General features: G+C 65.8%; 20 protein-coding genes and 1 tRNA gene. 13 read left to right on the top strand and 8 right to left on the bottom strand.

Going from position 1 to position 21458, the window contains the following annotated elements:
• Window positions 1-252 precede the first annotated feature (252 nt).
• Together H0194_RS06640 and H0194_RS06645 are read right to left on the bottom strand one after the other, a co-directional pair.
• Window positions 253-1170 (bottom strand): alpha/beta fold hydrolase, encoded by a 918-nt coding sequence (locus tag H0194_RS06640; RefSeq protein WP_185175160.1) that lies wholly within the window; start codon window positions 1168-1170, stop codon window positions 253-255.
• Between the two features lie 8 nt (window positions 1171-1178).
• Complete coding sequence (locus H0194_RS06645) at window positions 1179-1676, bottom strand: phage holin family protein (RefSeq protein ID WP_185175161.1); 498 nt, start codon at window positions 1674-1676, stop codon at window positions 1179-1181.
• Window positions 1677-1797: 121 nt separating this feature from the next.
• Here H0194_RS06645 and H0194_RS06650 point away from each other — a divergent pair, with 121 nt between their 5' ends.
• Complete coding sequence (locus tag H0194_RS06650; protein ID WP_185175162.1) at window positions 1798-2520, top strand: oxidoreductase; 723 nt, start codon at window positions 1798-1800, stop codon at window positions 2518-2520.
• On the opposite strand, the gene H0194_RS06655 is transcribed toward H0194_RS06650, so the two are convergent.
• A complete protein-coding gene (locus H0194_RS06655; RefSeq protein WP_185175163.1) occupies window positions 2517-3374 on the bottom strand; it encodes an HAD family hydrolase in 858 nt (285 codons plus the stop codon). The two genes, H0194_RS06650 and H0194_RS06655, sit on opposite strands and share 4 nt — an antisense overlap.
• Before the next feature lie 373 nt (window positions 3375-3747).
• Here H0194_RS06655 and H0194_RS06660 point away from each other — a divergent pair, with 373 nt between their 5' ends.
• Genes H0194_RS06660 through H0194_RS06690 form a run of 7 tightly spaced genes read left to right on the top strand, consistent with a single transcriptional unit; the run spans window position 3748 to window position 8318 of the window.
• Complete coding sequence (locus H0194_RS06660; RefSeq protein WP_185175164.1) at window positions 3748-4797, top strand: CpaE-like family protein; 1050 nt, start codon at window positions 3748-3750, stop codon at window positions 4795-4797.
• Window positions 4794-6023, top strand: a complete 1230-nt coding sequence (locus tag H0194_RS06665) for a TadA family conjugal transfer-associated ATPase (protein ID WP_185175165.1) — start codon at window positions 4794-4796, stop codon at window positions 6021-6023. The genes H0194_RS06660 and H0194_RS06665 overlap by 4 nt, the downstream gene beginning before the upstream one ends.
• Window positions 6013-6795: a type II secretion system F family protein gene (locus H0194_RS06670; RefSeq protein WP_185175166.1), complete on the top strand. Its 783-nt coding sequence runs from the start codon at window positions 6013-6015 to the stop codon at window positions 6793-6795. Before H0194_RS06665 ends, H0194_RS06670 begins: the two co-directional genes overlap by 11 nt.
• Window positions 6795-7400 (top strand): type II secretion system F family protein, encoded by a 606-nt coding sequence (locus H0194_RS06675; RefSeq protein WP_185176931.1) that lies wholly within the window; start codon window positions 6795-6797, stop codon window positions 7398-7400. Before H0194_RS06670 ends, H0194_RS06675 begins: the two co-directional genes overlap by 1 nt.
• A gap of 43 nt (window positions 7401-7443) precedes the next feature.
• Window positions 7444-7647, top strand: coding sequence for a DUF4244 domain-containing protein (locus tag H0194_RS06680; RefSeq protein ID WP_185175167.1), 204 nt, complete (start codon window positions 7444-7446; stop codon window positions 7645-7647).
• 27 nt (window positions 7648-7674) lie between these two features.
• Entirely contained in the window at window positions 7675-7977 is a 303-nt protein-coding gene (locus H0194_RS06685) for a hypothetical protein (RefSeq protein WP_185175168.1), read from the top strand.
• The gene (locus H0194_RS06690; RefSeq protein WP_185175169.1) at window positions 7974-8318 is read left to right on the top strand and encodes an Rv3654c family TadE-like protein; all 345 of its coding nucleotides are present in this window, start codon (window positions 7974-7976) and stop codon (window positions 8316-8318) included. Before H0194_RS06685 ends, H0194_RS06690 begins: the two co-directional genes overlap by 4 nt.
• Here H0194_RS06690 and H0194_RS06695 read toward each other — a convergent pair.
• The gene (locus tag H0194_RS06695) at window positions 8315-10666 is read right to left on the bottom strand and encodes a DEAD/DEAH box helicase (RefSeq protein ID WP_185175170.1); all 2352 of its coding nucleotides are present in this window, start codon (window positions 10664-10666) and stop codon (window positions 8315-8317) included. The two genes, H0194_RS06690 and H0194_RS06695, sit on opposite strands and share 4 nt — an antisense overlap.
• Window positions 10667-10928: 262 nt before the next feature.
• Between H0194_RS06695 and H0194_RS06700 the strand changes: the two genes are divergently transcribed.
• Window positions 10929-11132 (top strand): cold-shock protein, encoded by a 204-nt coding sequence (locus tag H0194_RS06700; protein ID WP_185175171.1) that lies wholly within the window; start codon window positions 10929-10931, stop codon window positions 11130-11132.
• Between the two features lie 58 nt (window positions 11133-11190).
• Here H0194_RS06700 and H0194_RS06705 read toward each other — a convergent pair whose 3' ends face one another.
• Entirely contained in the window at window positions 11191-11820 is a 630-nt protein-coding gene (locus tag H0194_RS06705) for a DedA family protein (protein WP_185175172.1), read from the bottom strand.
• 180 nt (window positions 11821-12000) lie between these two features.
• Between H0194_RS06705 and topA the strand changes: the two genes are divergently transcribed.
• Window positions 12001-14850: a type I DNA topoisomerase gene (gene topA / locus H0194_RS06710; RefSeq protein WP_185175173.1), complete on the top strand. Its 2850-nt coding sequence runs from the start codon at window positions 12001-12003 to the stop codon at window positions 14848-14850.
• On the opposite strand, the gene H0194_RS06715 is transcribed toward topA, so the two are convergent.
• Together H0194_RS06715 and H0194_RS06720 are read right to left on the bottom strand one after the other, a co-directional pair.
• Window positions 14813-16075 (bottom strand): DUF418 domain-containing protein, encoded by a 1263-nt coding sequence (locus H0194_RS06715; RefSeq protein ID WP_185175174.1) that lies wholly within the window; start codon window positions 16073-16075, stop codon window positions 14813-14815. The two genes, topA and H0194_RS06715, sit on opposite strands and share 38 nt — an antisense overlap.
• Before the next feature lie 20 nt (window positions 16076-16095).
• Window positions 16096-17619 carry an adenylate/guanylate cyclase domain-containing protein gene (locus tag H0194_RS06720; RefSeq protein ID WP_185175175.1) on the bottom strand — a complete coding sequence of 508 codons (1524 nt, stop codon included), beginning with the start codon at window positions 17617-17619 and terminating at the stop codon, window positions 16096-16098.
• Here H0194_RS06720 and H0194_RS06725 point away from each other — a divergent pair.
• A complete protein-coding gene (locus H0194_RS06725) occupies window positions 17618-18835 on the top strand; it encodes a DNA polymerase III subunit delta' (RefSeq protein WP_185175176.1) in 1218 nt (405 codons plus the stop codon). The genes H0194_RS06720 and H0194_RS06725 overlap by 2 nt on opposite strands.
• A gap of 44 nt (window positions 18836-18879) precedes the next feature.
• Window positions 18880-18955, top strand: a tRNA-Thr gene (locus tag H0194_RS06730).
• Window positions 18956-18961: 6 nt separating this feature from the next.
• Here the strand turns inward: H0194_RS06730 and H0194_RS06735 are convergent.
• Window positions 18962-20563, bottom strand: a complete 1602-nt coding sequence (locus H0194_RS06735) for an AMP-binding protein (protein ID WP_185175177.1) — start codon at window positions 20561-20563, stop codon at window positions 18962-18964.
• 117 nt (window positions 20564-20680) lie between these two features.
• Here H0194_RS06735 and H0194_RS06740 point away from each other — a divergent pair, with 117 nt between their 5' ends.
• Complete coding sequence (locus H0194_RS06740; protein ID WP_246388834.1) at window positions 20681-21457, top strand: GDSL-type esterase/lipase family protein; 777 nt, start codon at window positions 20681-20683, stop codon at window positions 21455-21457.
• The last annotated feature ends 1 nt before the right edge of the window (window position 21458 follow it).

Genomic DNA, 21458 nt, shown 5'->3' on the forward strand with positions numbered 1-21458 from the left:
CTCCCGATCAAGTGTGAATCGGTTAACGGTAAAATTACCCTGTGTGCGAGCTAACATACAAGCAGTTTTCTAAAATTCAGAAAACGGTTCCCATTATTCATCGGGCGGTTTGCGTAGGCATTTCAGCAAAAATGCAGGTTGATAGGGGTTTACCTGTCGTTAACCTAGGGGTCATCACTATTTGTGGTGTGCATAAAATGAATATTTAAAGTGACCGCTCGCACATAATTGCCCCAAAATGGGGGGTGGTCACTAGTGTTGGCGCAGCCAGCCCAACAGCGTGTCCACAAAATCCCCCGGCGCCTCCACGTGAGGCAGATTCTTGGTCCCGCGGATATGGCGGGAGGAAAACGGCGCCTCCACACGCGCCGCAGCGCGGCGCACCACCGGCCGCCACAGCCCCTGGTCGGCGTGGATAAACAGGGTAGGGCACTGCACCTTGAGGTTGAACCACTGCACCGGCACCACGGCGGTGAGCAGGCGGTTATGCCACATGATGCCCCGGGCAGCGTGGGGGATGAGCGCGGCGTCGGCACGCAATCGCAGCGTCCGCGCACAGTGCTCCGTCCCGTGGTAGCGCGACGCAGTATTCAGGAGCAGATGGCGGTGAATCGCGCCCTCATTAAACCCCGGCTTGAGGCGGACCAAGCGCGACGGCATCCGGAACCACAGCGCGCGGAGGATGATCCAGCCAAAGTCCCAGGGGCGCGCCGCAATAGCCCGGCGCATATCCACTGGGAAAGCGCCGGACACGGACATCAACCCCCGCGTCATCGCCGGGTGTTGCAAGGCCACGCCCCACGCCAGCGCCGCGCCCGAGTCTGCGCCCACCAAAACGGCGTCGTCGTGTCCCAGCGCCCGGATGGCGCCCACGACGTCCCCGATAAACGTGCGGATGTCCTGCCCCGATTCCCCCGGGGGCTTGTCAGACATACCGAAGCCGCGCAGATCCAGCGCGGCGACATGGAACCCGGCCTGAGCTAGAGGCGCGATACAGTCCCGAAAATCGTGCCAACCGCCGTACGCGTCATGAAGTAGCACGATGAGGGGATCCTCCGGGGACCCCGCCACCGCTGCGTGCAGGCGAATGCCGCGGGCGTGGAGCATCTCGTGCTCAAACGGCCCGTCCAGCTCTACCACATTTGGCGATACCGGCGGTTGTGCAGGCATGGAGAAGACTAGGTGTACAGGCCGTTGTTGCCGTTCACGCGCTTGGTAGCGGAACCCGGGACAAGCTTCTTCATCTCAGAGACGGACTTGATGGTCTTCTCCGGCTTCTTCACCTTCTTGATGTTCTTAAAGCCAATGAAGCCGATGATGGCGGCCAAGACCACCATGATCAAGAAGACGATAAGGAAGGCTGCCCAGCGGTCCAGCCACAGATCCAGCAGCTCCGCGAGGAAGAAAAAGAAGAAGAAGGAAGAGTACAGGGCGATGGTGCCGGCCACGCCGAACATACCACCGCCGATGGCGCCCTTCTTCGCGGAATCCGCGAGCTCCGTCTTCGCCAACTCCACCTCGGAGCGAATGAGGCTGGACATCTGCTCCGTGGCGTTGGACACCAGGGTGCCCAGGGAAGCGCCAGCGTGGGTAGCGTCCGCATCAGAGAGCGGGATGGAGTTCACCTTCCCGCCGAACTGGTTGGAGCCGTCCGTGTACAGGCCGTCGTTGCTCACAGTGGAAACCTTTCTGCTTCGCGAAAATCTTTTGTTGGTCTAAATCTTATTCCGTGCCCCGAGGTTGCTCTGGGGCACACTATCCATAGTGCCACTTTTTACGCAGGCTATTGTAGTTGATATGCCGAGAACCGACCTGTTCCCCGCGTTATTGGCCCTGGATGGGGTGGCGGACCTCGTTGAATCTGCGACCGCCGCTATCGCGCGCGTGCACCGCAGACCTGCTGGTTTGCGGAAATATGACGTCATATCAGCCGAGTCTTTGGCCCGCGGCGCGCGCTCGACGGCGCTGTTTTTGGGCGTGGCATCGGCGGAAGATATCAATTCTGCAACTGTGTCGGGAGGCGGCGTCGACAAGCTCCTGAGTGCTTATTCGGTGCTGGCGCCAGCGGTTGATGAGGCGACCGTGCGCGACTTCGCCCGCGCGCCGCTGCACCTCTTCTCGCGCCTGGATGTGGTCCTCGGTGGCGATGGTACCCCGGCTGCTGGGGCTGGCCCGCGCGTCAGTGGGCTGGGGGCGTTGCTTGCCGACGCCCCCGGGCACGTTCCGGGCCGCGATGCGTTGCTGCCGGTGCTGGTGCACGCAGAGATTGCTTCGCGGGAGTTGTTTGGGGAGCGCAGCGAAGCCCTCGGCCGCGTCGTCTTACGCACCGCGGCCGTGCACACCGGCCTGGATCCGCGCGGCTTCGCGGTACCAGAGCCCTACCTGTTGCGACACAAGGCGCAGTACCAGGCGGCGCTGCGGGACTTTGCCGCCGGTCAGCCTGGTGACGCCCTGCGGTTTCTCCTGCGCGCTCTCGTGGCCGGGGCCAAGGAAGCCGACGGGATTACCCAGGCCGTCTAGGGTTTCGGGAGCTTCAGCAGGCCGTGGTGCTGCGCCAGCCACAGGCCACCGGCGATGCACGCGGCCACCCCGGCGACCACGCTCGCGCCGATGCCCACCTCTTTGGCTCCCGGCATGACGAAAAGCGGCACCGGGTTCTTAAAAGCGCGGACATCCCAGCCGTGGTCGGCGGCATGCTTCTTGAGACCGCGGTCTGGGTTGACGGCCACGGGATTACCGACGAGCTCGAGCATGGGGATGTCTGTGGCCGAGTCCGAATATGCGAAACTGGCGCCGAGGTCGATGTTGTGGGACGCAGTGATATCGAGGACGGCGGCGGCCTTCTCGGCGCCCTTGAGGTAGCGGGTGATCTGCCCAGTGAACCTGCCATCGACGACCTCTAACTCGGTGGCCACGACGTTGTCGATGCCCAGTTCCTCGGCGATGAGCTCTACCAGCGGCGCGGCCGAGGCGGAGACGATGACGATTTCGTGTCCCGCGGCGCGGTGGTAGCGGATGAGCTCGCGGGCCTCAGCGTAGATCGCCGGGGTCACCACGGAGTTCATGGTCTCCCGGGCGATGTCTTTGACCTCGTCCACGGACCAGCCCCGGATCATGTCCGTGAGTTGATCTCGAGTGGAGTCCATCTGTTGGCTGGTCTGCCCGGCGACCATGTAGCTGGCCTTGGCCAGAGACAACTGCAGGGCCTCGGTGGGGGAGATGAGCCCGTTGTTGAGGAACTCGCGGCCGAAGGCGAACGCTGAGGACGTGGCGATGATCGTCTTATCCAGATCGAAGAACGCGGCCGTCGTGTGTGTAGGCACGAGGCTGCCACCCCGGCGGGCGCGCTCCTCGGCTGCATCACGGTTTGTCATACTGGCCCAGTGTATCCCGTCCCGCGGTAGCGTGCCGACGGGCGAAAGCAGAAAAATCTTAGGCCGGTATTGTCCTTGTCGCTAACACGTGCCATAATGATTCGTGCAAGGCCCCCGTATCTTTGATATGTGCGTGGCCTGCCCCGGCTCACCCCCCCGAGGCCGGGTTACCGTGACCCGCGCACACCCCCCCGAGGCGCGGGTCACACCTATTTTTCTTCCGCCCCCTATAGTCGAAAATCCTTGTCCGCGCAAGAGGGTGTTGGCACAAGACCCGAGTTATCCACAGACGCCGCGCGCCGGAGCTAAGTTATCCACAGGAGGGGTGGCGTAGCGCTTTCGTTGACGTCGTGGGCGGGCGAGAGTAGGGGCCATGAACCACAACCTACTCACCACCAATTCGCCTGAGGGCCTCGTCCTCATCGCGGTGAACAATACGGCCTTGCACGCCGAGGCGGAACACGCCGCGGCCGCTACTGGCTGCGCGCTGGTCTCCGCCACGGACCCGCGCCTCATCGCGCGCCACGCGGCGCAGGCCACCGCGGTCATTGCAGACGCGCAGACCGCGCCGCAGCTCAGCGCACTCGCACACCGCCACGACGTCTTTGTGGTGGCACCGGAACCAGGCGCCGGGGTCTCTTTCGTGCTTCCCGCCCAATCCCGCGAGCTGCTCGCGGCGCTCGGCGCAGCGCTGCGGGGACCTGAAGAGACTGCGCCGGGCCGCGGTCGCGGGCGCATCATCGCAGTCACCGGCGCCGGCGGTGGGGTGGGAACCACCACGGTGGCCGCCGCGCTGGTTGCCACCGTCGCGGAACGAGAAGGCGGCGCGTTGTTCGTCGACGCTGTGGCCGATTCCGGCGGAGCGGACCTGATTTTCGGGCTAGAGGACCACCCCGGCGCGCGCTGGCCAGACATCCAGGCCGATGGCGGCCTATTGGACGCCGGGGACGTGCGCGCCGCAGTGCCGACCACCACCGGGGGAGTGTCCGTGCTCACCTGCGAGCGCAGCAATATCGCCACCGACGCGCTGTCGCGGACGGTGCTGGACACCGTGCTCAACGGCGCCCGGGCAGGAGAGGGCACCACCGTCGTGGATTGCCTGCGCCACGAGATTCCCGAGCAGGCGGATTTCGTCGCGGTCGTCACCGCGGCCCAAGTGAGACCAGTGGGGTGCGCCGCTGCAACCTTGGCGAAGCTGCGACAACGCGGCACTCCTGCGGGGATCATTCTGCGCCACCGCGATTGGTCGGGGTTAGAGGCTGCCGACGTCGAGCGCATGACGCGCTCGGACGTGCTCGCGGAGGTGGGCACTGTGGCCCGACTCGCGCGCGCTGGGGAACTCGGCGGGTTACCTGCCCGGCTGCCCAAGCCTCTGCGCACGGCGTGCGCCGCGATCCTTGCGGAAGCGGGTGAACCACGATGACTGATAACACCCTCGAGGTGCTGCAAGATGAGATCGCGCACCACCCCGATTTAGCGCAGGACCCAGCCGCGCTCGTGCGCCGCATCCGCGAACACGCGGGCGTTATTAGCGACGTGGCGGTCATGGACCTGCTGCGCCGCCTGCGCAACGAAACCACCGGGCTCGGAGCGCTCGAGACCTTGCTGGCGCGCCCCGGCGTCACAGACGTCGTAGTCAATGGGCCCGGCGCGGTGTTCGTGGACTCTGGCCAGGGTTTGCAACCGGTGGAGGTGAATCTCGGCGATGAGGAGCAGGTGCGTCGCCTCGCCACGCGGCTCATCATCGCCAGCGGGCAGCGCCTTGACGACGCACAGCCCTTCGCCGACGGGCGCCTGCATCGCGACGACGGCACCAGCCTGCGCATCCACGCGTTGTTGGCACCACCGGCGGAAAACGGCACGTGCTTGAGCATCCGCGTGCTGCGCCAGGCCACTACGTCACTGCCCGACCTGGTGGCCGGCGGTACCATCCCCGCGGATATCGCGGAGCTGTTGCGCGCCATGGTCGCCCAGCGCGTGTCATTTGTGGTGATTGGGGGTACTGGCTCGGGCAAGACGACGCTGCTGTCCGCGCTGCTGGCGCAGGTGCCTGCCACGGAGCGCATCGTGGTCATTGAAGACACTGCGGAGCTCAAGCCCCAGCACCCGCACGTAGTCACGATGGTCGCCCGGCGCGCGAACGCCGAGGGAACGGGCGACATCACTATGTCAGCGCTGCTGCAGCAATCCCTGCGCATGCGCCCGGATCGCATCGTGGTGGGCGAAATCCGCGGCGGCGAGGTCGTGGACCTGCTGGCCGCGCTCAACACCGGCCATGACGGCGGCGCGGGTACCTTGCACGCCAACTCGATCGCGGAGGTTCCTGCCCGGATGGAGGCCCTCGCCGCGCTTGGCGGCATGGGCCGGGACGCCCTCCACTCGCAGCTTGCTGCCGCCGTGGACGTGGTGCTATGCATGAAACGCGACGCCAGCGGGCAGCGTCGCCTCCAGCAGGTGGGGCTCTTACAAGGTAATCCCGTGTCCGCCACCGTGGTGTGGTCCGCGGACGGCGGCCCGCAGGAAGGCTTCGAGGCATTCACAGAGCGTCTCGGTATGGGCGCTGCACCCCGCCACGCGCTGCGCGACAGCGAGACATCAGAGTGGGACTACCCCTTCTACGACGAGGTGGTGGCGGGCCATGCTGACTGATGCGAGCCTCTCGTTGCTGCTGCTCGCCGGGGCCGTGTGTGCTGCGGGGCGGCCCCCGCGTACCCGCCCGCGCGGTCGCAGTCTGCCGCCCAAGGTGCTGGTTGCGGGCGTGGCCGCTGTGGGAGGCGCCGCGCTGCTGCTGTCCATCGGGACGGTCACTACCGCCGTGGCCGGGGCTGTCGTGCTCGCCACGGCGGCGCGCGCGGTGCAACGCGCCCGGCAGGCGCGCCGACTCAAGAAAGAATCCGAGGCGATGGCGCACTACTACGGTGCGGTCGTCGCGGATGTCCGGGCCGGATCACCCCTCCCGCGTGCCCTGGCTTACGCGCTCGATGACACCATCCCGGAATCACTACAAGGGAGGCTGCGTGCAGTGATGGCAGCGGCGAATAACGGCAGGCAACCCGCGCTGCCGGAATCTCGTGATACCGATCCCACCGCGGTACTCGTGCGCATGTGGGCTATTGGCGCGCGCTATGGCATCCCGCTCGCGGGCCTGCTGGAACAAGCACAGGCGCGGCTGGACACGCGACGTCGTCACGCAGCCTCCATCACCGCCAGCCTGCAGGGCCCGCACGCCACGGCCGTGGTGCTCACCTTGCTGCCCGGAGCCGGGATTGGAATGGGCACGCTCATGGGAGCCGCGCCCCTGGAGTTCTTGCTCGGCGGCGGACTGGGCGGCGTCTTGTTGGTGGTGGGCGTGTGTCTCAGCTGCGGGGGATTCGTGTGGTCGTCCGCGATCATCTCCGGCGCCGCGAAGGGAGCGGCGTGATGGTGGCATTGCTGTTGTTGGCCGGGGCGCTGGTGGTCGCCGGATGCGCGCCTCGGGAGCGGTTGGGACAGTCTCCGCGGGACGGGCCCCACCCCTCATTCCCGACCGCGGAGACATCGCCGGCCACCGGGAGTCCTCCTCGCTCCTGGTGGCGCGGCACCCCACCTGCCATCGACGCGGTGCAGGTGGCCGCGGACATCGATTTGTTTGCGGCGTGTTTGAGTTCGGGACTGTCCACCCACGCTGCGGCGGAGGCCGTGGCGAGCGTGGCGGGACCGGATACCCGACGCTACTGGTCTGAGACTGCCTCCCTGCTGGGGGTCGGGGCGCGGGCCGACAGGGCGTGGGGAGGAATGAAGAACGTCGCCGGGCTCGCAGAGATAGCTCGCCTGGTGGTGCGCACGGAAGATTCCGGCGCGGCCATCGCGGCCGGGTGTGCGCGCCTGACAGACACACTCCGCGAGGATGCGCAGGCGCAGGCAACGGCGCGTGCGGAGCGCGCCGGGGTCCTCATCTCACTGCCGCTGGCGGTGTGCTTCCTGCCGGCGTTCATCATCCTGGGCCTGGTGCCCATCGTTATCAGTGTGGGCTCACAGATGCTGTGAGCCCCCGACACCAACAACCTCAACTAATCCTGAAAGGACAATCATGAACACCCAACTCATCAACCTCCTGTCCCGCGCCCAGGCGAGCGTGGACAACGACAACGGCATGTCCACCATCGAATACGCCATGGGATCACTAGCGGCAGCAGCGCTAGCGGCGGTGCTCTACATGGTCATCAACGGCGGCAACGTCTCTGAGGCGATGGAGTCTATCATCAGCGACGCCCTGTCCAACACCCCGGGCTAAAACAGCCCGTTAAAAAGGAGAAACATCATGGGAAACGATCGGGGTTCGGTCACCATTGAAGCCGCGCTGGCGTTGTCGGTACTTGTCCTCGTGGCCGGCGGCATTATCACCGCCGTGGCCACGATGGCGGCGCACCTTTCCGCCGTCGATATCGCGGGCGCGGCGGCGCGCTCGCACGCTATCGGCGTGGAGTTCGTGCCCGACAATCCGGACGTGGAGTTAAGCGTCCGGGAGTCCGGGGGATTGGTGACTGTCACCGCGACGGTTCCCGCCACTTTCGGCACCCGCAGCGCGCAAGCCGTCTTTCCCCAAGAACGGGGACAGCAATGAGACGCTGGCAGCGGGTGCGTCGCACAATTTCATATGACGACGGTTACGCCACCATCGCGGCGTTGGGGATCATCGTGGCGGTCGTCGCCGTGGCGCTAGCGGTCACCGCGATATTCTCCCGCGTCGCCGCGCGGCACGAAGCCCAAGTTGCCGCGGATCTTGCCGCCGTGGCAGCGGCCACCGCGCTCGCTCATGGCGACAGCGATCCCTGCGCCGTGGCCCGGGACGTCGCCACGCACAACGGCGGGAGCGTCGCCGCCTGCACCCCGGAGGGCGAGGACGTCGTGGTACACGCGCAGGTGCGCGGGGTGGAGGTCACTGCCCGTGCCGGGCCAATCTAGGCGGTCATGGCCACCAGCGCCCCGAGCAACGTGATGGCCCCGGCCTTATCCAACGGATTGTTGCCGTTGCCGCACTTAGGGGACTGAATGCACGAGGGGCAGCCGGTGGCGCACGGGCACGAGCGCACGGCCTCAAACGTCGCGTTCATCCACTCGTGGAAGCGCCGGAAACCCTCCTCGGCAAAGCCGGCGCCACCCGGGTGGCCGTCGTAGACAAAGACGGTGGGCAGCTGGGTGTCGCCGTGCAAGGCGGTCGATACCCCGCCGATGTCCCAGCGGTCGCAGGTCGCCAGCAGCGGGAGCAATCCGATGGCGGCGTGCTCGGCGGCGTGAAGGGTACCGGGGACGTCGCCCAGCGGGATGCCGAGCTCGCGCAGGATCAGCGGATCGATGGTGTAGGCGACGGCCTTGGTCACTAGGCGCTGCTCGGGGAGATTCAGCGGGACCTGCTCGCCCGTGGATCCGTCCGGATAGCGTTTGCTGTAGCCGGTCACCTGGTCGAGGACTTCGACGTCGATATAGGAGACCCACAGGCCCGGGGCGTAGTTCACTAGGTTCTGCAGCTCGGCCGCCGCGAGGATGCGGATGTCCGTGGACGAAGTGGCCATCGTCGTATATTCCGGGGCCTCCGGGTGGCCCACGGCCACGCCCTGTTCCAGGTCCAGTTGGTCAATGACGTAGCTGTCGCCCTGGTGCAGGTGTACCGCGCCGCCGTGGACCTGCCCGCACGCCCGGCCCGCGTCCACGGTGCCCAGCAGGCGACCGTCGGTGCCGTCGACGATCATCACGTCATCGCCCGTGCCGCCGCGCAGCGCTACCTGAGAGTGCGGGGTGTCCGACGCGCCGAGCAGGGGGACCGGGAACCAGCCCCGCGGCCGTTTCCGCACCAGGCCCTCCTCCTGGAGTTGCTGCAGCAGCGCTGCTACGTGATCCGGTTCGCCGAAGCGGGTGAAGTCCTCCTCGGTCAGCGGGGCCTCAACCACCGCGCAATACAGGTGATCGTGCAGGATATACGGGTTTTCCGGGTTGAACACGCTGGCCTCGACCGGCCGTCCCAGCAATGCCTCCGGGTGGTGGACGAGGTAGGTGTCCATCGGCTCGTCGCGGGCCACCAACACCACGACGGAGCCTTGGCCGCGTCGTCCCGCGCGCCCGGCCTGCTGCCAAAAGCTCGCCACCGTGCCCGGGAAGCCGGCGGTTACCACCGCGTCCAGCCCGCCCACGTCGATGCCTAGCTCCAGCGCCGAGGTCGTCGCCACGCCAAGCAGCGAACCGTCATCCAGCGCCTGCTCGAGGCGCCGCCGGTCCTCCGCCAGGTAACCCGCGCGGTAGGAGGCAATGCGGGCAGAAAAGTCGCGCCGACCCATGCTCACCAGGTCTTCTGCCGCGCGCAGCGCCACCACCTCCGCGGCGCGCCGGGAACGTACGAACGTCAGCGTCCGGGCACCCTCGGCAACAAAACTGGCCATGATCTCCGCCGCCTCGGACGTTGCACCGCGGCGCACCGGCGCACCGTCGTGGCCCTCCGCGCCCTCGATAAAGCCCGGCTCCCACAGCGCAATCGTGCGCGCGCCGGTGGGGGCGCCGTCCTCGGTCACCGCCGTGATGTGGCCGCGCCCGGTCAGCCGCCGGGCGTGCACGGCCGGGTCGTGCATCGTCGCCGACGCCGAGATGACTACCGGATGCGAACCGTAGAGCTCGCACAGCCGCAGCAGGCGGCGCACCACCAGTGACACGTGTGCGCCGAACACCCCGCGGTACGAGTGACACTCGTCGATGACCACGTATTTCAGGTTGCGCAGCAGCCGCGGCCAGCGCTCATGCGCCGCCAGTACCGACATGTGCAGCATGTCCGGGTTGGTGAAAATGAACCGCGAGCGCTCCCGAATCCCGGCGCGCGCCTCCTGCGGCGTATCCCCGTCATAGGGGGAGGGGTGGACCCCGCGCAGCTCTTCGATGTCGCGGATAAAGCGCTCCACCGCCAGCAGTTGGTCGTTGCCCAGTGCCTTCGTGGGCGTCAGGTACAGCGCGCAGGCCTTCGGGTCCGCGGCCAGGGCTGTGAGAATCGGCAGTTGGTAGCCCAAGGATTTGCCTGACGACGTCCCGGTGGCCACCACCACGTCATTCCCCTGCCAGGCAGCATTGGCCACCGCCGCCTGGTGGATGAAGGGGGAGGTGATCCCGGCGTCGATAAGCCGCTCGCGCAGCGCCGGTAAGACCCATTCCGGCCAGGGGGCATGCTGGGACTGGCGGGCGGGGATGGTGGTGGCGTGGGTGAGCGTCGATTCCGGCAGGCGGCGCTGGATGAACCCTAAAAGTTCGTCGCCGAGTGGGTTGGTCGCGCTCATGATCTACCCCCGTATGTGGTTAGGAAGCACTCTGATTTTATAAGAAAATCCCCTCAGGGTACCGCACGGGGAAAATACGTGACACACTGGGTCATGGTCGCACAGTTTGACGTGGTTCTTAGCGCAGTGTGTTTGCGCTCGCAAAGGATAGACAAGCGGGCGCCCAAGAGTGAAATCTTCGGGATAGTTCGAAATTGGCGGCCCAGCGTCCAGCACAACGTTGGCCGTTGTTTTCAACATATTCAAGCAAAGGTTTTACATCATGGCACAAGGTACCGTTAAGTGGTTCAACGCTGAAAAGGGCTTCGGCTTCATCGCTCCGGACGACGGTTCCGCAGACGTCTTCGTTCACTACTCCGAGATTCAGGGCAACGGCTTCCGTACCCTCGAGGAGAACCAGAAGGTCGAGTTCGAGATCGGCGAGGGCGCCAAGGGGCCGCAGGCTCAGGGCGTGACCGCTCTCTAAAGCTTTCATATAAATAAGGCCGCGTTCCCCAGTTCGGGGGCGCGGCTTTTGCGATCCTTTAGGGCGTCTCCGCATACCCGTGCCGGATATTGCTCCACTCGGTGTATTTATTCTGCAGCCACTGGATGCCAAAACCGATGACGAAGGCGCCGAGCAGGCCAAAGAGCATGCCGATGAGCGGGTTGGACGAAAAGAGCATGCCGCCCACGTAGCCGATGAACACCGCCTGTGCCGCCCACAGCAGTACGCCGATGGAGTCAAAGAAGAAGAACGCCAGCCACGGATAGCGCACCGATCCCAGCAGGATCGTCATGAACCACCGACCGGACGGGATGAAACGCGCGATGATGATCGCCGCGCCGGCGCCGCGCCGCATGTTGCGCCTGACCCACAACAGGGCGTCGTAACGCTTGGTGCCCTTAGGCGTGCGCTCGATGAAGCCCACCAGCTTGGTGCCCAAGAAGAACGCAATGTTGTCGCCCACGATGGCCGCCGTCACCGCTATCGCCATGATGGCGCGCACGTCGGGGATACCGCGGGCACCGGACCAGGCGCCCACCATGTTGAGGACAGTTTCGCTGGGGAATGCCGGGATGAGCGAGTCCATGAACACCAAGAAGCCGACGAGCGGGTAGATGAGCGGAGTGGACATCATCGATTCCACCCAGGCGGTGATCTGGTCCACCATGGCCTTGCCTCCTTTGCTGTCGGTACTCCTATTAAATAATGCCATTCAATAAAAATCGGCGGAGTATGTAGGCTAGTGTCAACGAAAGTGGCATCTGTGACCTCCGGGGTGCGAGGATGTCATGATATATACAGGAATCTTTCAATCACCGCGCAACGGCGAAAGGTCGGGAAACTCACAGTGGCAGGTACAAACGGTCAGGGAAAAACCCTGGTCATCGTAGAGTCGGCTACCAAGGCGAAGAAGATTCAGCCTTATCTGGGCGATGGGTACATCGTGGAGGCCTCCGTAGGCCATATCCGGGATCTGCCACGCGGGGCTGCCGACGTGCCTGCCAAGTACAAGAAGGAGTCGTGGGCGCGCTTGGGCGTGAACCCGGAGAAGGACTTCGAGCCCCTGTACGTGGTGAGCGCCGACAAAAAGAAGAAGGTCGCGGACCTCAAGGCCAAGCTGAAGCAGTGCGATCAGCTCTACCTCGCAACAGACCCCGACCGCGAGGGCGAGGCCATCGCGTGGCACCTGCTCGAGGTCCTCAAGCCCAAGGTGCCGGTGCGTCGCATGGTGTTCAACGAGATCACCAAGTCTGCGATCCTGGAGGCCGCGGCGAATACCCGCGAGCTGGATGAGAACCTCATCGACGCCCAGGAGACCCGCCGCATCCTGGACCGCCTGTACGGCTACGAGGTCTCGCCCGTGCTGTGGAAAAAGGTCATGCCGCGCCTGTCCGCCGGCCGCGTGCAGTCCGTGGCCACCCGCGTCATCGTGGAGCGGGAGCGCGAGCGCATGGCCTTCCGTCGCGCCGAGTATTGGGACCTGTCCGCAGAGCTGCTCAAGGAGGCCACCTCCTTCGAGGCGCGCCTGGTGGGCCTGGAGGGCCGCCGCGTGGCCCAGGGCCGCGACTTCGGCGACGACGGCCAGCTCAAGGGCGACGCAGTGGTGTTGGATCAGGCGCGCGCCGAGTCGCTGGCGGCAGAGCTTAAGGGCAAGCCGATGCAGGTGGCGGCCGTCGAGCAGAAGCCATACACCCGCCGCCCCTACGCGCCATTTATGACCTCCACGCTGCAGCAGGAGGCGGGCAAGCGCCTGCACTTTACCTCCGAGCGTACGATGCGCATCGCGCAGCGTTTGTACGAAAACGGCCACATTACTTATATGCGTACGGACTCCACTTCGCTGTCCAAGCAGGGCCTCAACGCGGCTCGTTCGGCGGCGCGGGATATCTACGGCGAGGAGTTTGTCGCGGCGTCGCCACGCACCTACGACCGCAAGGTGAAGAACTCCCAAGAGGCTCACGAGGCCATCCGTCCCGCGGGCGAGTCCTTTGCCACCCCGGGGCAGCTGTCCAGCCAGTTGGACACCGAGGAGTACAAGCTCTACGACCTCATCTGGAAGCGCACCGTTGCCTCCCAGATGGAGGACGCGAAGGGCACCTCCATGAAGGTCACCATCACCAGCGAGAAGGCGGAGTTCTCCGCCACTGGCCGCACCATTGACTTCCCCGGCTTCCTGCGTGCCTACGAGGACGGCAAGCAGGACAACAAGGGTGAGGCGCGCCTGCCGCAGCTGGCTCAAGGTGACGCGCTGGACGTGGAGAAGATCACCGCGGACGGCCACACCACCAACCCGCCGGCGCGCTACACCGAGGCGACCCTGGTGAAGAAGATGGAGGACCTCGGCATCGGGCGACCGTCCACCTACGCCTCGATTATCAAGACCATTCAGGATCGCGGCTACGTGCTCTCGCGTGGCAACGCACTCGTGCCCAGTTGGGTGGCGTTCGCCGTGGTGGGCCTGCTGGAAAACAGCTTCACCGAGCTCGTGGACTACGACTTCACCTCGTCCATGGAGGATGAGCTGGACGCCATCGCCGCCGGCAACGAGGACCGTACGCAGTGGCTCAACGGCTTCTACTTCGGCAACGCGGAGCTGCACAACGATCACAAGGCGGCGTCGATTGCGCGCCACGGCGGCCTGAAGTCGCTCATTGACGTCAACCTCGAGCAGATCGACGCCCGCGCGGTGAACTCGCTGAAGCTTTTCGACGACGCCGAGGGCCGCCCCGTCTTCGTTCGTGTCGGCCGCTATGGGCCCTACATCGAGCGCCAGGTGGGTGTGAAGGACGGCGAGCCGGAGTACCAGCGCGCCAACATCTCCGAGGCCACCACCCCGGACGAGCTCACCCTGGAGGTGGCGGAGAAGCTGTTCGCCACCCCGCAGGGTGGGCGCGAGCTGGGCGAGAACCCAGACAACGGTCGTATGATCGTGGCCAAGGAGGGGCGCTTCGGCCCGTACGTTACCGAGCAGGTGCGTGACGACGAACGCGAAAAGGCTGAGGCCGAGGCCCTCGAGGTCGTCGCCCGCGAGCGCGCCGCCGAGGACGAGCAGCGCGCCGCCGAGGGCAAGCGCAAAAAGAACTGGGAGACCAAGACGGCGGAGAAGCAAAAGGATAAGCGCATCGCCGAGTACGTCGAGGACAAGCTCAAGCCCAAGACGGCGTCACTGTTCAAGGGAATGGAGCCCTCCTCGGTCACCTTGGAGGAGGCGCTCAAGCTTTTGTCCCTGCCACGTGAGGTGGGTGTGGATCCTTCCGACGGCGAGGTCATCACCGCCCAGAACGGTCGCTATGGCCCGTACTTGAAGAAGGGCTCGGACTCGCGCTCGCTGGCTAGCGAGGAGCAGATCTTCACGGTCACCTTGGACGAGGCGCGCCGCATCTATGCGGAGCCGAAGCGCCGCGGCCGCCAGGCCGCGCAGCCGCCGCTGAAGCAGCTGGGCGATAACGACGTTTCCGGCAAGCCCATGACCGTCAAGGACGGCCGCTTCGGGCCGTACGTCACCGACGGCGTCACCAATGCCTCGCTACGCAAGGGCGATAAGCCAGAGGCCATGACGGACGCGCGCGCCAACGAGCTTCTTTCGGAGCGCCGCGCCAAGGAGGCCGGGCAGCCGAAGAAGGCCACCAAGAAGACGGCGAAGAAGCCCAGCCCGCGCACTAAGCGCGTGGTAAAGGCTGGGGCGAAGAAGAAGTAGGGTAGCTCAGCCGGCGGTGCAGCCACTCGAACGGCCCCGGCTTGTTTGCCATCTCTAGCGCCCAGGCCAGCGCCAGGGACGCCGCCCAGATGGTGAACGCGATGCCCAGCTGCACGGCGGCGCCGGTGTTATGGCCGACGTTCAGTGCGAACGGGCTGACCAGGATGAGGTAGACCACCGACTGGAACAGGTAGCCGCTCATGGAGCGCTTGCCCAGCGCGGCCGGGACCCGCAACCATAGGGGAGCGGGGTGGGGGACGGCGTCGAGAAGCAATACGAAGATGGCCAGAATCGCCGGGCCGGTGAGGATGCCCACGCTGAAGTTCATAATCGCAAATACTGGCTCGAGGCGGGTGGGCAGCACCCCGATGGCGCTCAGTCCCCACGGCAGGCCCACCAGGATCATCACTGCGATGCCGATGGCGGCCCACGTCTGGAAGGACTTGCGGTACTGGGCCACGTTGGCCATTCGGCCCTGGCGGGCCCACACGAAGCCAATCATCATCAGCGGCATGTAGGCCAGGCCGATGAAGGGCAGGGAGAACAACGTGAACAGCAGCATGAATGCCTGGAATAGTACGAGGCCGGGGTAGGTGTTCGTCATCTCCGCGCCGGGCATGCCCTCCATGGACGCCGACGGGTTCATTGATTGCGCGATCCCTTCCGCTACGGCCGGGTCAGTGAAGAGGAAGGCCATGGCCGCCGCCAACAGTAGGCCGACGGTGCACACCGCGCCGAGGAGCCAGTAGGCCACCTTGAGCAGCGTGGAGTCCTTCCACCCCAGCATGCACGCTAGGAGCACGCCGGCGAAGCCGTAGAAGAGCATGATGTCACCGTAGAACAAGAACACCATGTGGATGGCGCCGAACAGCGCCAGGAACAGGTACCGGCGGATGAGCCTCCCGCGCGCCGCAGCCAACGGGTAACCGCGGCGCCACAGGCTCAACGCGATGAAGCCCACGCCCACGCCCAGCAGCGTGGAGAACATGGGCAGGCCGCGGTTGTGCACGAACAGCGCGGCGAGCATAGCGACGACCTTGTCCAGCGCCGGGTGAGCCGCGCTGATGCCGCCCAACATTGCCGCCTGGTCCATCTCGGTGTTGGTGAACCAGGCGGTGGTGGCGTTCGCGGCGGAGATCCCCAGGAGTGCGAGTCCCCGGGCGACGTCGGGGGCGATGAGGCGGGGTGTGCCCTGCGAGGTCAGTTCGTTGGAAAACGTTGTCATGAACGAGAATAATAGCCGGGCTAGGCACGGTCGGCCATCGTAGGCCTGATGGGGCGTGCCAGCTGCGTCATCTTGCGGCGCCCGCGCAGCTCGATGGACTTCATGAACGTCCATCGCCGCTGCTCAACCTCGTTAGCTCCCTTGAGCGTGGAGGCGTTGGTGAGCACTCCGCCGGGGGTATCCTTGGCCAGCTCGGTGAGGCGGGCGGCCTCATTGACGGCGTCGCCGATGACCGTGTACTCGAAGCGATCCGCGCCGCCGATGTGGCCTGCCACCACGTGCCCCGCGGCCACGCCGATGCCGGCCTGCAGCTCCAGGCCCTGGAGTTCGATGCGCAGTTCGCGCGCCGCCTGGAGTGCCAGGGAGGTCGAGTCTGTCACCTGCAGGGGCGCGCCGAATACTGCCAGGGCGGCATCGCCCTGGAACTTGTTGATGATGCCCTTGTTGCGGTGCACCACCTCCACGACGTGCTCGAAGAAGCGGTTGAGCTCCTCCACCACACGCTCCGGGGAGTTGTCCACGGCGAAGTTGGTGGAGCCGATGACGTCGATGAAGAGCACGGCCACCTTGCGGTCCTCGCCGCCGAGCTCCGGACGCTCCTCGAGCGCGCGCTGGGCGACCTCCGTGCCCACGTAACGGCCAAACAGATCGCGCACGCGCTGGCGCTCGCGCAGCCCGCGCATCATCTCGTTGAAGCCGGCCTGCAGCACGCCGAGCTCGGAGCCGTCGTAGATGTCTACCTCCACGTTGGCCTCACCCTTGCGCACACGATTGATGGCGTCTTGGAGCTCGAGGATGGGATCCACCACGCTCATCACGGCGAACAAGGTACCGATGAGTCCGGTGCCGATAGCGGTGATCGCCAGCGCCAGCAGCGCCGGGGTGAGGTCCGCGTCCGTGGAGAAGAACCCGGAGCGCTGGGCCAACAGCACCAGCACGATGCCCACCAGCGGCACGCCGGAGCTCATGAGCCACGTGAAGATAAGCCGCTGCTTGATTGGCGGTTCCAGGGGGGAGTCCTCGAACCGCCGCGCCAGCGCGGTGGCGGCCACGGGCCGTACGAGGCGCTCGGCCTGGAGGTAGGTAATGAGCACGGTGAGCGCGCCAGTCAGGCCCGTGGATACCGCGACCACCAGGGCGAGGCGCCCGGAGATATTCGCGGCGATCACCACGGCGATGACGATGCCGACGAGCCACACGAAAGCCGCCACCCCGGCCTGGTAGACGGGGATGCGGAGTACCAGGTTGCGCACCATATTCGGGTCGTGGTCGTCCGGGCTGCGCTGCCAATCCAGCACGGGGCGGAACAACATGAGCGTGACCAGCACGCCCACGATGACGGCGAAGGCCACGTACGCCACGCCGATGGCCGGCAGGTTGACGGTGCTGCGGGAGAGCTCCGCGATCTCCGGCATGGGAAGGAAGAACCGCACGAACAACATGACGGCTACGGCGGCGGAAATGTTGGCGCCCAGCACCATCGTCGAATACAGCGGCCAGGAGGTTCCCCAGAGCCACTTGATGGCGCGCACCACTCTATCCATGCCTCATACTTTAACCGCTAAGCTAGGACAGGTGAGCATTTACCAGCGCCTTGCCGACGTCCCCGACGTTCGTGACGCCTTGTTTGCCGCCGCCCGCTCCGCGCGTGGGCTTTCCGACGCCCCCACGTCCGCCATGTCCCACTCCTGGCTGTTCACCGGCCCGCCGGGCTCGGGCCGGTCTCATGTGGCGCTGGCCTTCGCCGCGCTGCTCATGTGCGACGGCGACGAGCTGGGGTGCGGGAAGTGCGCGAACTGCCGCGCGGTGCTGGAGGCGCGCTCCCACACCGACCTGGTGTTTATCCAGCCGCAGGAACTCTCGATCACCGTCGATACCGCGCGCGAGGTGATCCGGCGTGCGGCCACGTACCCGACGGTGGCGCCGTGGCGCGTGGTGATCTTCGACAACGCCGATCGCATGGTGGACTCGGCGTCGAACGCCTTGCTCAAGACGGTGGAGGAGCCACCGGAGCGCACCGTGATCATTATGTGCGCGCCCTCGGCGGACCCGGAGGACTTCTCGCAGACCCTGCGCTCGCGGTGCCGGCACCTTTATATCCCGTCGCCGTCGGTGGAGGAGATCGTGCGCATCCTCGTGGCCGAAGGCGCCTCGGAGGACCACGCGCGACTGGCGGCCCAGGCCTCCATGCGGAACGTGGGGCGGGCGCGCCACCTGGTGTTCAACGCGGACAGCCAGAAGCTGCGCGCGATGAGCGTGAACCTCGCCGAGGACGTCTTCCAGGGCTCCGGTGGCTTCCACGCCGTAAGCAACCTGCTCAAGGCCGTGACCAAGCTGGCGAAGGACGGCTTCAAGGAACAAGACGAGGATGAGGTGGAGCGCCTGCGGCAGTCGTGGGGCGCCGGCGGCAAGGGCAAAGGCGCGGGCAAGGCCACCCAGGGTATGGAGGCCGCGGTCAAGGAGCTCCAGAAGACGCAGAAGAAGCGGGAGACCCGGCGCCTGCGGGACTTGCTGGACCTCGCGCTGGTGGATTTGGCGGGCATCTACCGCGACGCGCTGCTCGCGGGAACGGACATCGCGCCGACCCACCCGGACTTCGCAGGCCTGGCACAGGAGCTCGCGGGCCGCATGGGCGACGCGCAGCTCGTGGCGGCGCAGGAGGCCATCAAGACGTGCCGCGAGCACATCTCGTATTCAGTGGCGCCGCAGATCGCCTTCGACGGCATGGTGGGGCGCCTGCGTCAGCTATCGGCGGGGTGATTTTTATCCCCCGCGCCCGCTGGGCTAGTATCTATTAACGCAGCGCCGCCTTAGCTCAGTCGGTAGAGCGTCTCACTCGTAATGAGAAGGTCGTGGGTTCGATTCCCACAGGCGGCTCCAATTTTTCTACAACATCCGCGGTACGACCTTGCCCGTCGCGTTGCGCGGCAGCTCCTCGCGGAAGTGCACGTCGCGCGGGATGGAGTGGTCCGCCAGGCGGTCGCGCACCCACTCGCGCACGGAGTCCGCAGTCACGGCGGCGCCCACGGCGTCGGCAGTGCGCACCACCCACACCGCCACGCGCTGGAACACGTCCTCATCCTCCACGCCGCCGGCATGCACGTCAGCGACGCCCGGCATGGTCTCCAGGACCTCCGCCACCGAGCGCGGGTGCACGTTCTCGCCGCCGACGATAATCATGTCGTCCGCGCGGCCCACCACGTGCAGGCGGTCGTTGTTGTCGATGTAGCCCAGGTCGCCGATGGAAATCAGGCCGTCGACCTTGCGCAGCGGGATGTCCGGGTTGGTGTAGCCGATGAGGGCGGTGGAGTTGGTCATGAAGATCTCGCCCACCTGGCCGCGCGGGACCTCGTTGTGGTCCCCGTCGAAAATCTTGAGCACCGTGCCCGAGGCGATCTTGCCCGCCACCGTCGGTTCGGCGGTGATCTCCTCCATGGACGCGGCCGTCGCCAAGGCGAGCTCCGTGGAGCCGTAGACGTTGCAGAGGATCGGGCCGAAGCGCTTGTGGGTCTCCGCCACGATGTGCGGGGTCAGCGCGTGGCCCGCTGAGGCAATGAACTGCAGGCTGGAGGTGTCATAGCGCTTGCCCGGGTCCACGTCCACCATCTGCTTGAAGAACACCGGCGAGGAAATGAGGCCGTCGAGTGTGTAGCGCTGGATGTCGTCGAGCGCAGCCTCAGCGTCAAAGACGCGTCGGGTGACAATCGTGTTGCGCGCGCCGAGCGCGATGTTGAGCGCCGCCCAGCCCCAGGTGTGGAACATCGAGGCAGTGAGCTGGATCTTCTGGTCCGCGCGCCAGGGCATCGTTTGGATGATGCTGGCCAGCACCAGCGGCAGCGTGGGTTCGGGGCGCATGATGCCCTTCGGGATGCCCGTGGTGCCCGAGGACATCAGCACGATGTGGCCGTGCTGAGGCCAGTACGGCAGCGCGACCTGCCGTGGGCTTTTGAGGATGCCCTCCAGCGTGGGCAAGCTTTCCGACGCCCCGTGACCCACCACCACGTGCAGGTCCTCCAGGTCCGGGAGGCGGTCGATGAACTCGCTGTCCAAAACCAACACGTTGATCTTGTTCTCCGCGATGCAGCCCGCCAGCTGCTCGGGGGAGGAGCCCACATTGAGGAGGAAGACGGTGCCGCCGGCGTAGCCCTTGGCGGCCAGCGGGATGAGCATGCCGCGGCCGTTGCGGGCCATGATGCCCAGGCGAAGCTCGGGCAGTTCGAGGTCGCGGAGGTACTGCGCGAAGCTGCGGGAGTCCTCGCGCAACTGGCGGTAGGAGAGGGTGCCCTCGTCGTCGATAAGCGCGATGCGCTCGGGGCAGACGGTGTAACCCTGCTCGACCTCGCGGGCGGTGGTGAAGCGGTAGCGGGCGAGGGCGGCCGCAGTGGCGAGCGGGGCTTGCGGCCCGACGATGCCCGCCTTAAAAAGGGAAGGAACAAAGTTGGCGAGCGCCTTGGCGTTAAAGGCCAGGGCGTTGAGGGACTTTTTCATGAAATGTTCCTTGGGATTGTTGCGATTGTTTCTGGAGTGACAATATAGTGTAGTTTTGTCCAGTAATATAGTTGGAGGGTTTGCGTGTTCCGGAAGTTTGTTAGCTTAGTTGCCGCTTTGTCCATCGCCATCGTAGGTGCTCCGCAGGCGGCAGCCGCCGAGCGCAACCTCGTGTTGTTCGGGGACTCCGTCCTGGCGGACCCCTCGTCGCCCGCCTACCTCCTAGGTCGCGTCGCCTCCGGCAGCTCTGAGACCCGCGGCACCAACTGCCCGAGCTCTCCTGACAACTTTGGCAAGCGCGCCGGTCGCAAGATGGGTCTGCGTGTCCGCGACTTCTCTTGCGCCGGCGCCGTGTCCATGTCCAAGGGTCCGCAGCTGGCCGAGCAGGTCTCCGCCGCCATCGGCTCTGGTGCGCTCAACCGCTCCACCCGCCGCGTCGTGGTGTCCACCGGTTTCAACGACACCTACAACAACCGCCACCTCAGCAAATCTCAGCTGACCAAGCGCTGGGTGCGCTACACCGCCCCGCAGATCCGCCGCATCAAGGCCAAGGCCCCCAATGCCCGCATTCAGATCGTGGGCTACCCGGACATCGCCGCCGGCGACAAGGTGTGCCTGTTCCACGTCGCGCCGAACGTCTACGACCGCACCCACTTCCCGCAGATCGGCCAGTGGGAGGCGCGCGCCCAGTCCATGCAGATCGGACTTGCCCGTGCGACCGGCACCGAGTTTTTGGACCTGAAGCGCTCCACCCGCGACAACAACATGTGCGCCCCGGACCACAAGCGCTACTGGGCGGGACTCATTGATTTCTACGCCGGACCAGGCAATCTGCCGGTGCACATCAACAAGCGCGGCCACGAGCACGTGGCCAATGTCATTGCCCGCTCGTAGA

This window comes from Corynebacterium incognita (genome assembly GCF_014217255.1).
GTDB classification, from domain to species: Bacteria; Actinomycetota; Actinomycetes; order Mycobacteriales; family Mycobacteriaceae; genus Corynebacterium; species Corynebacterium incognitum.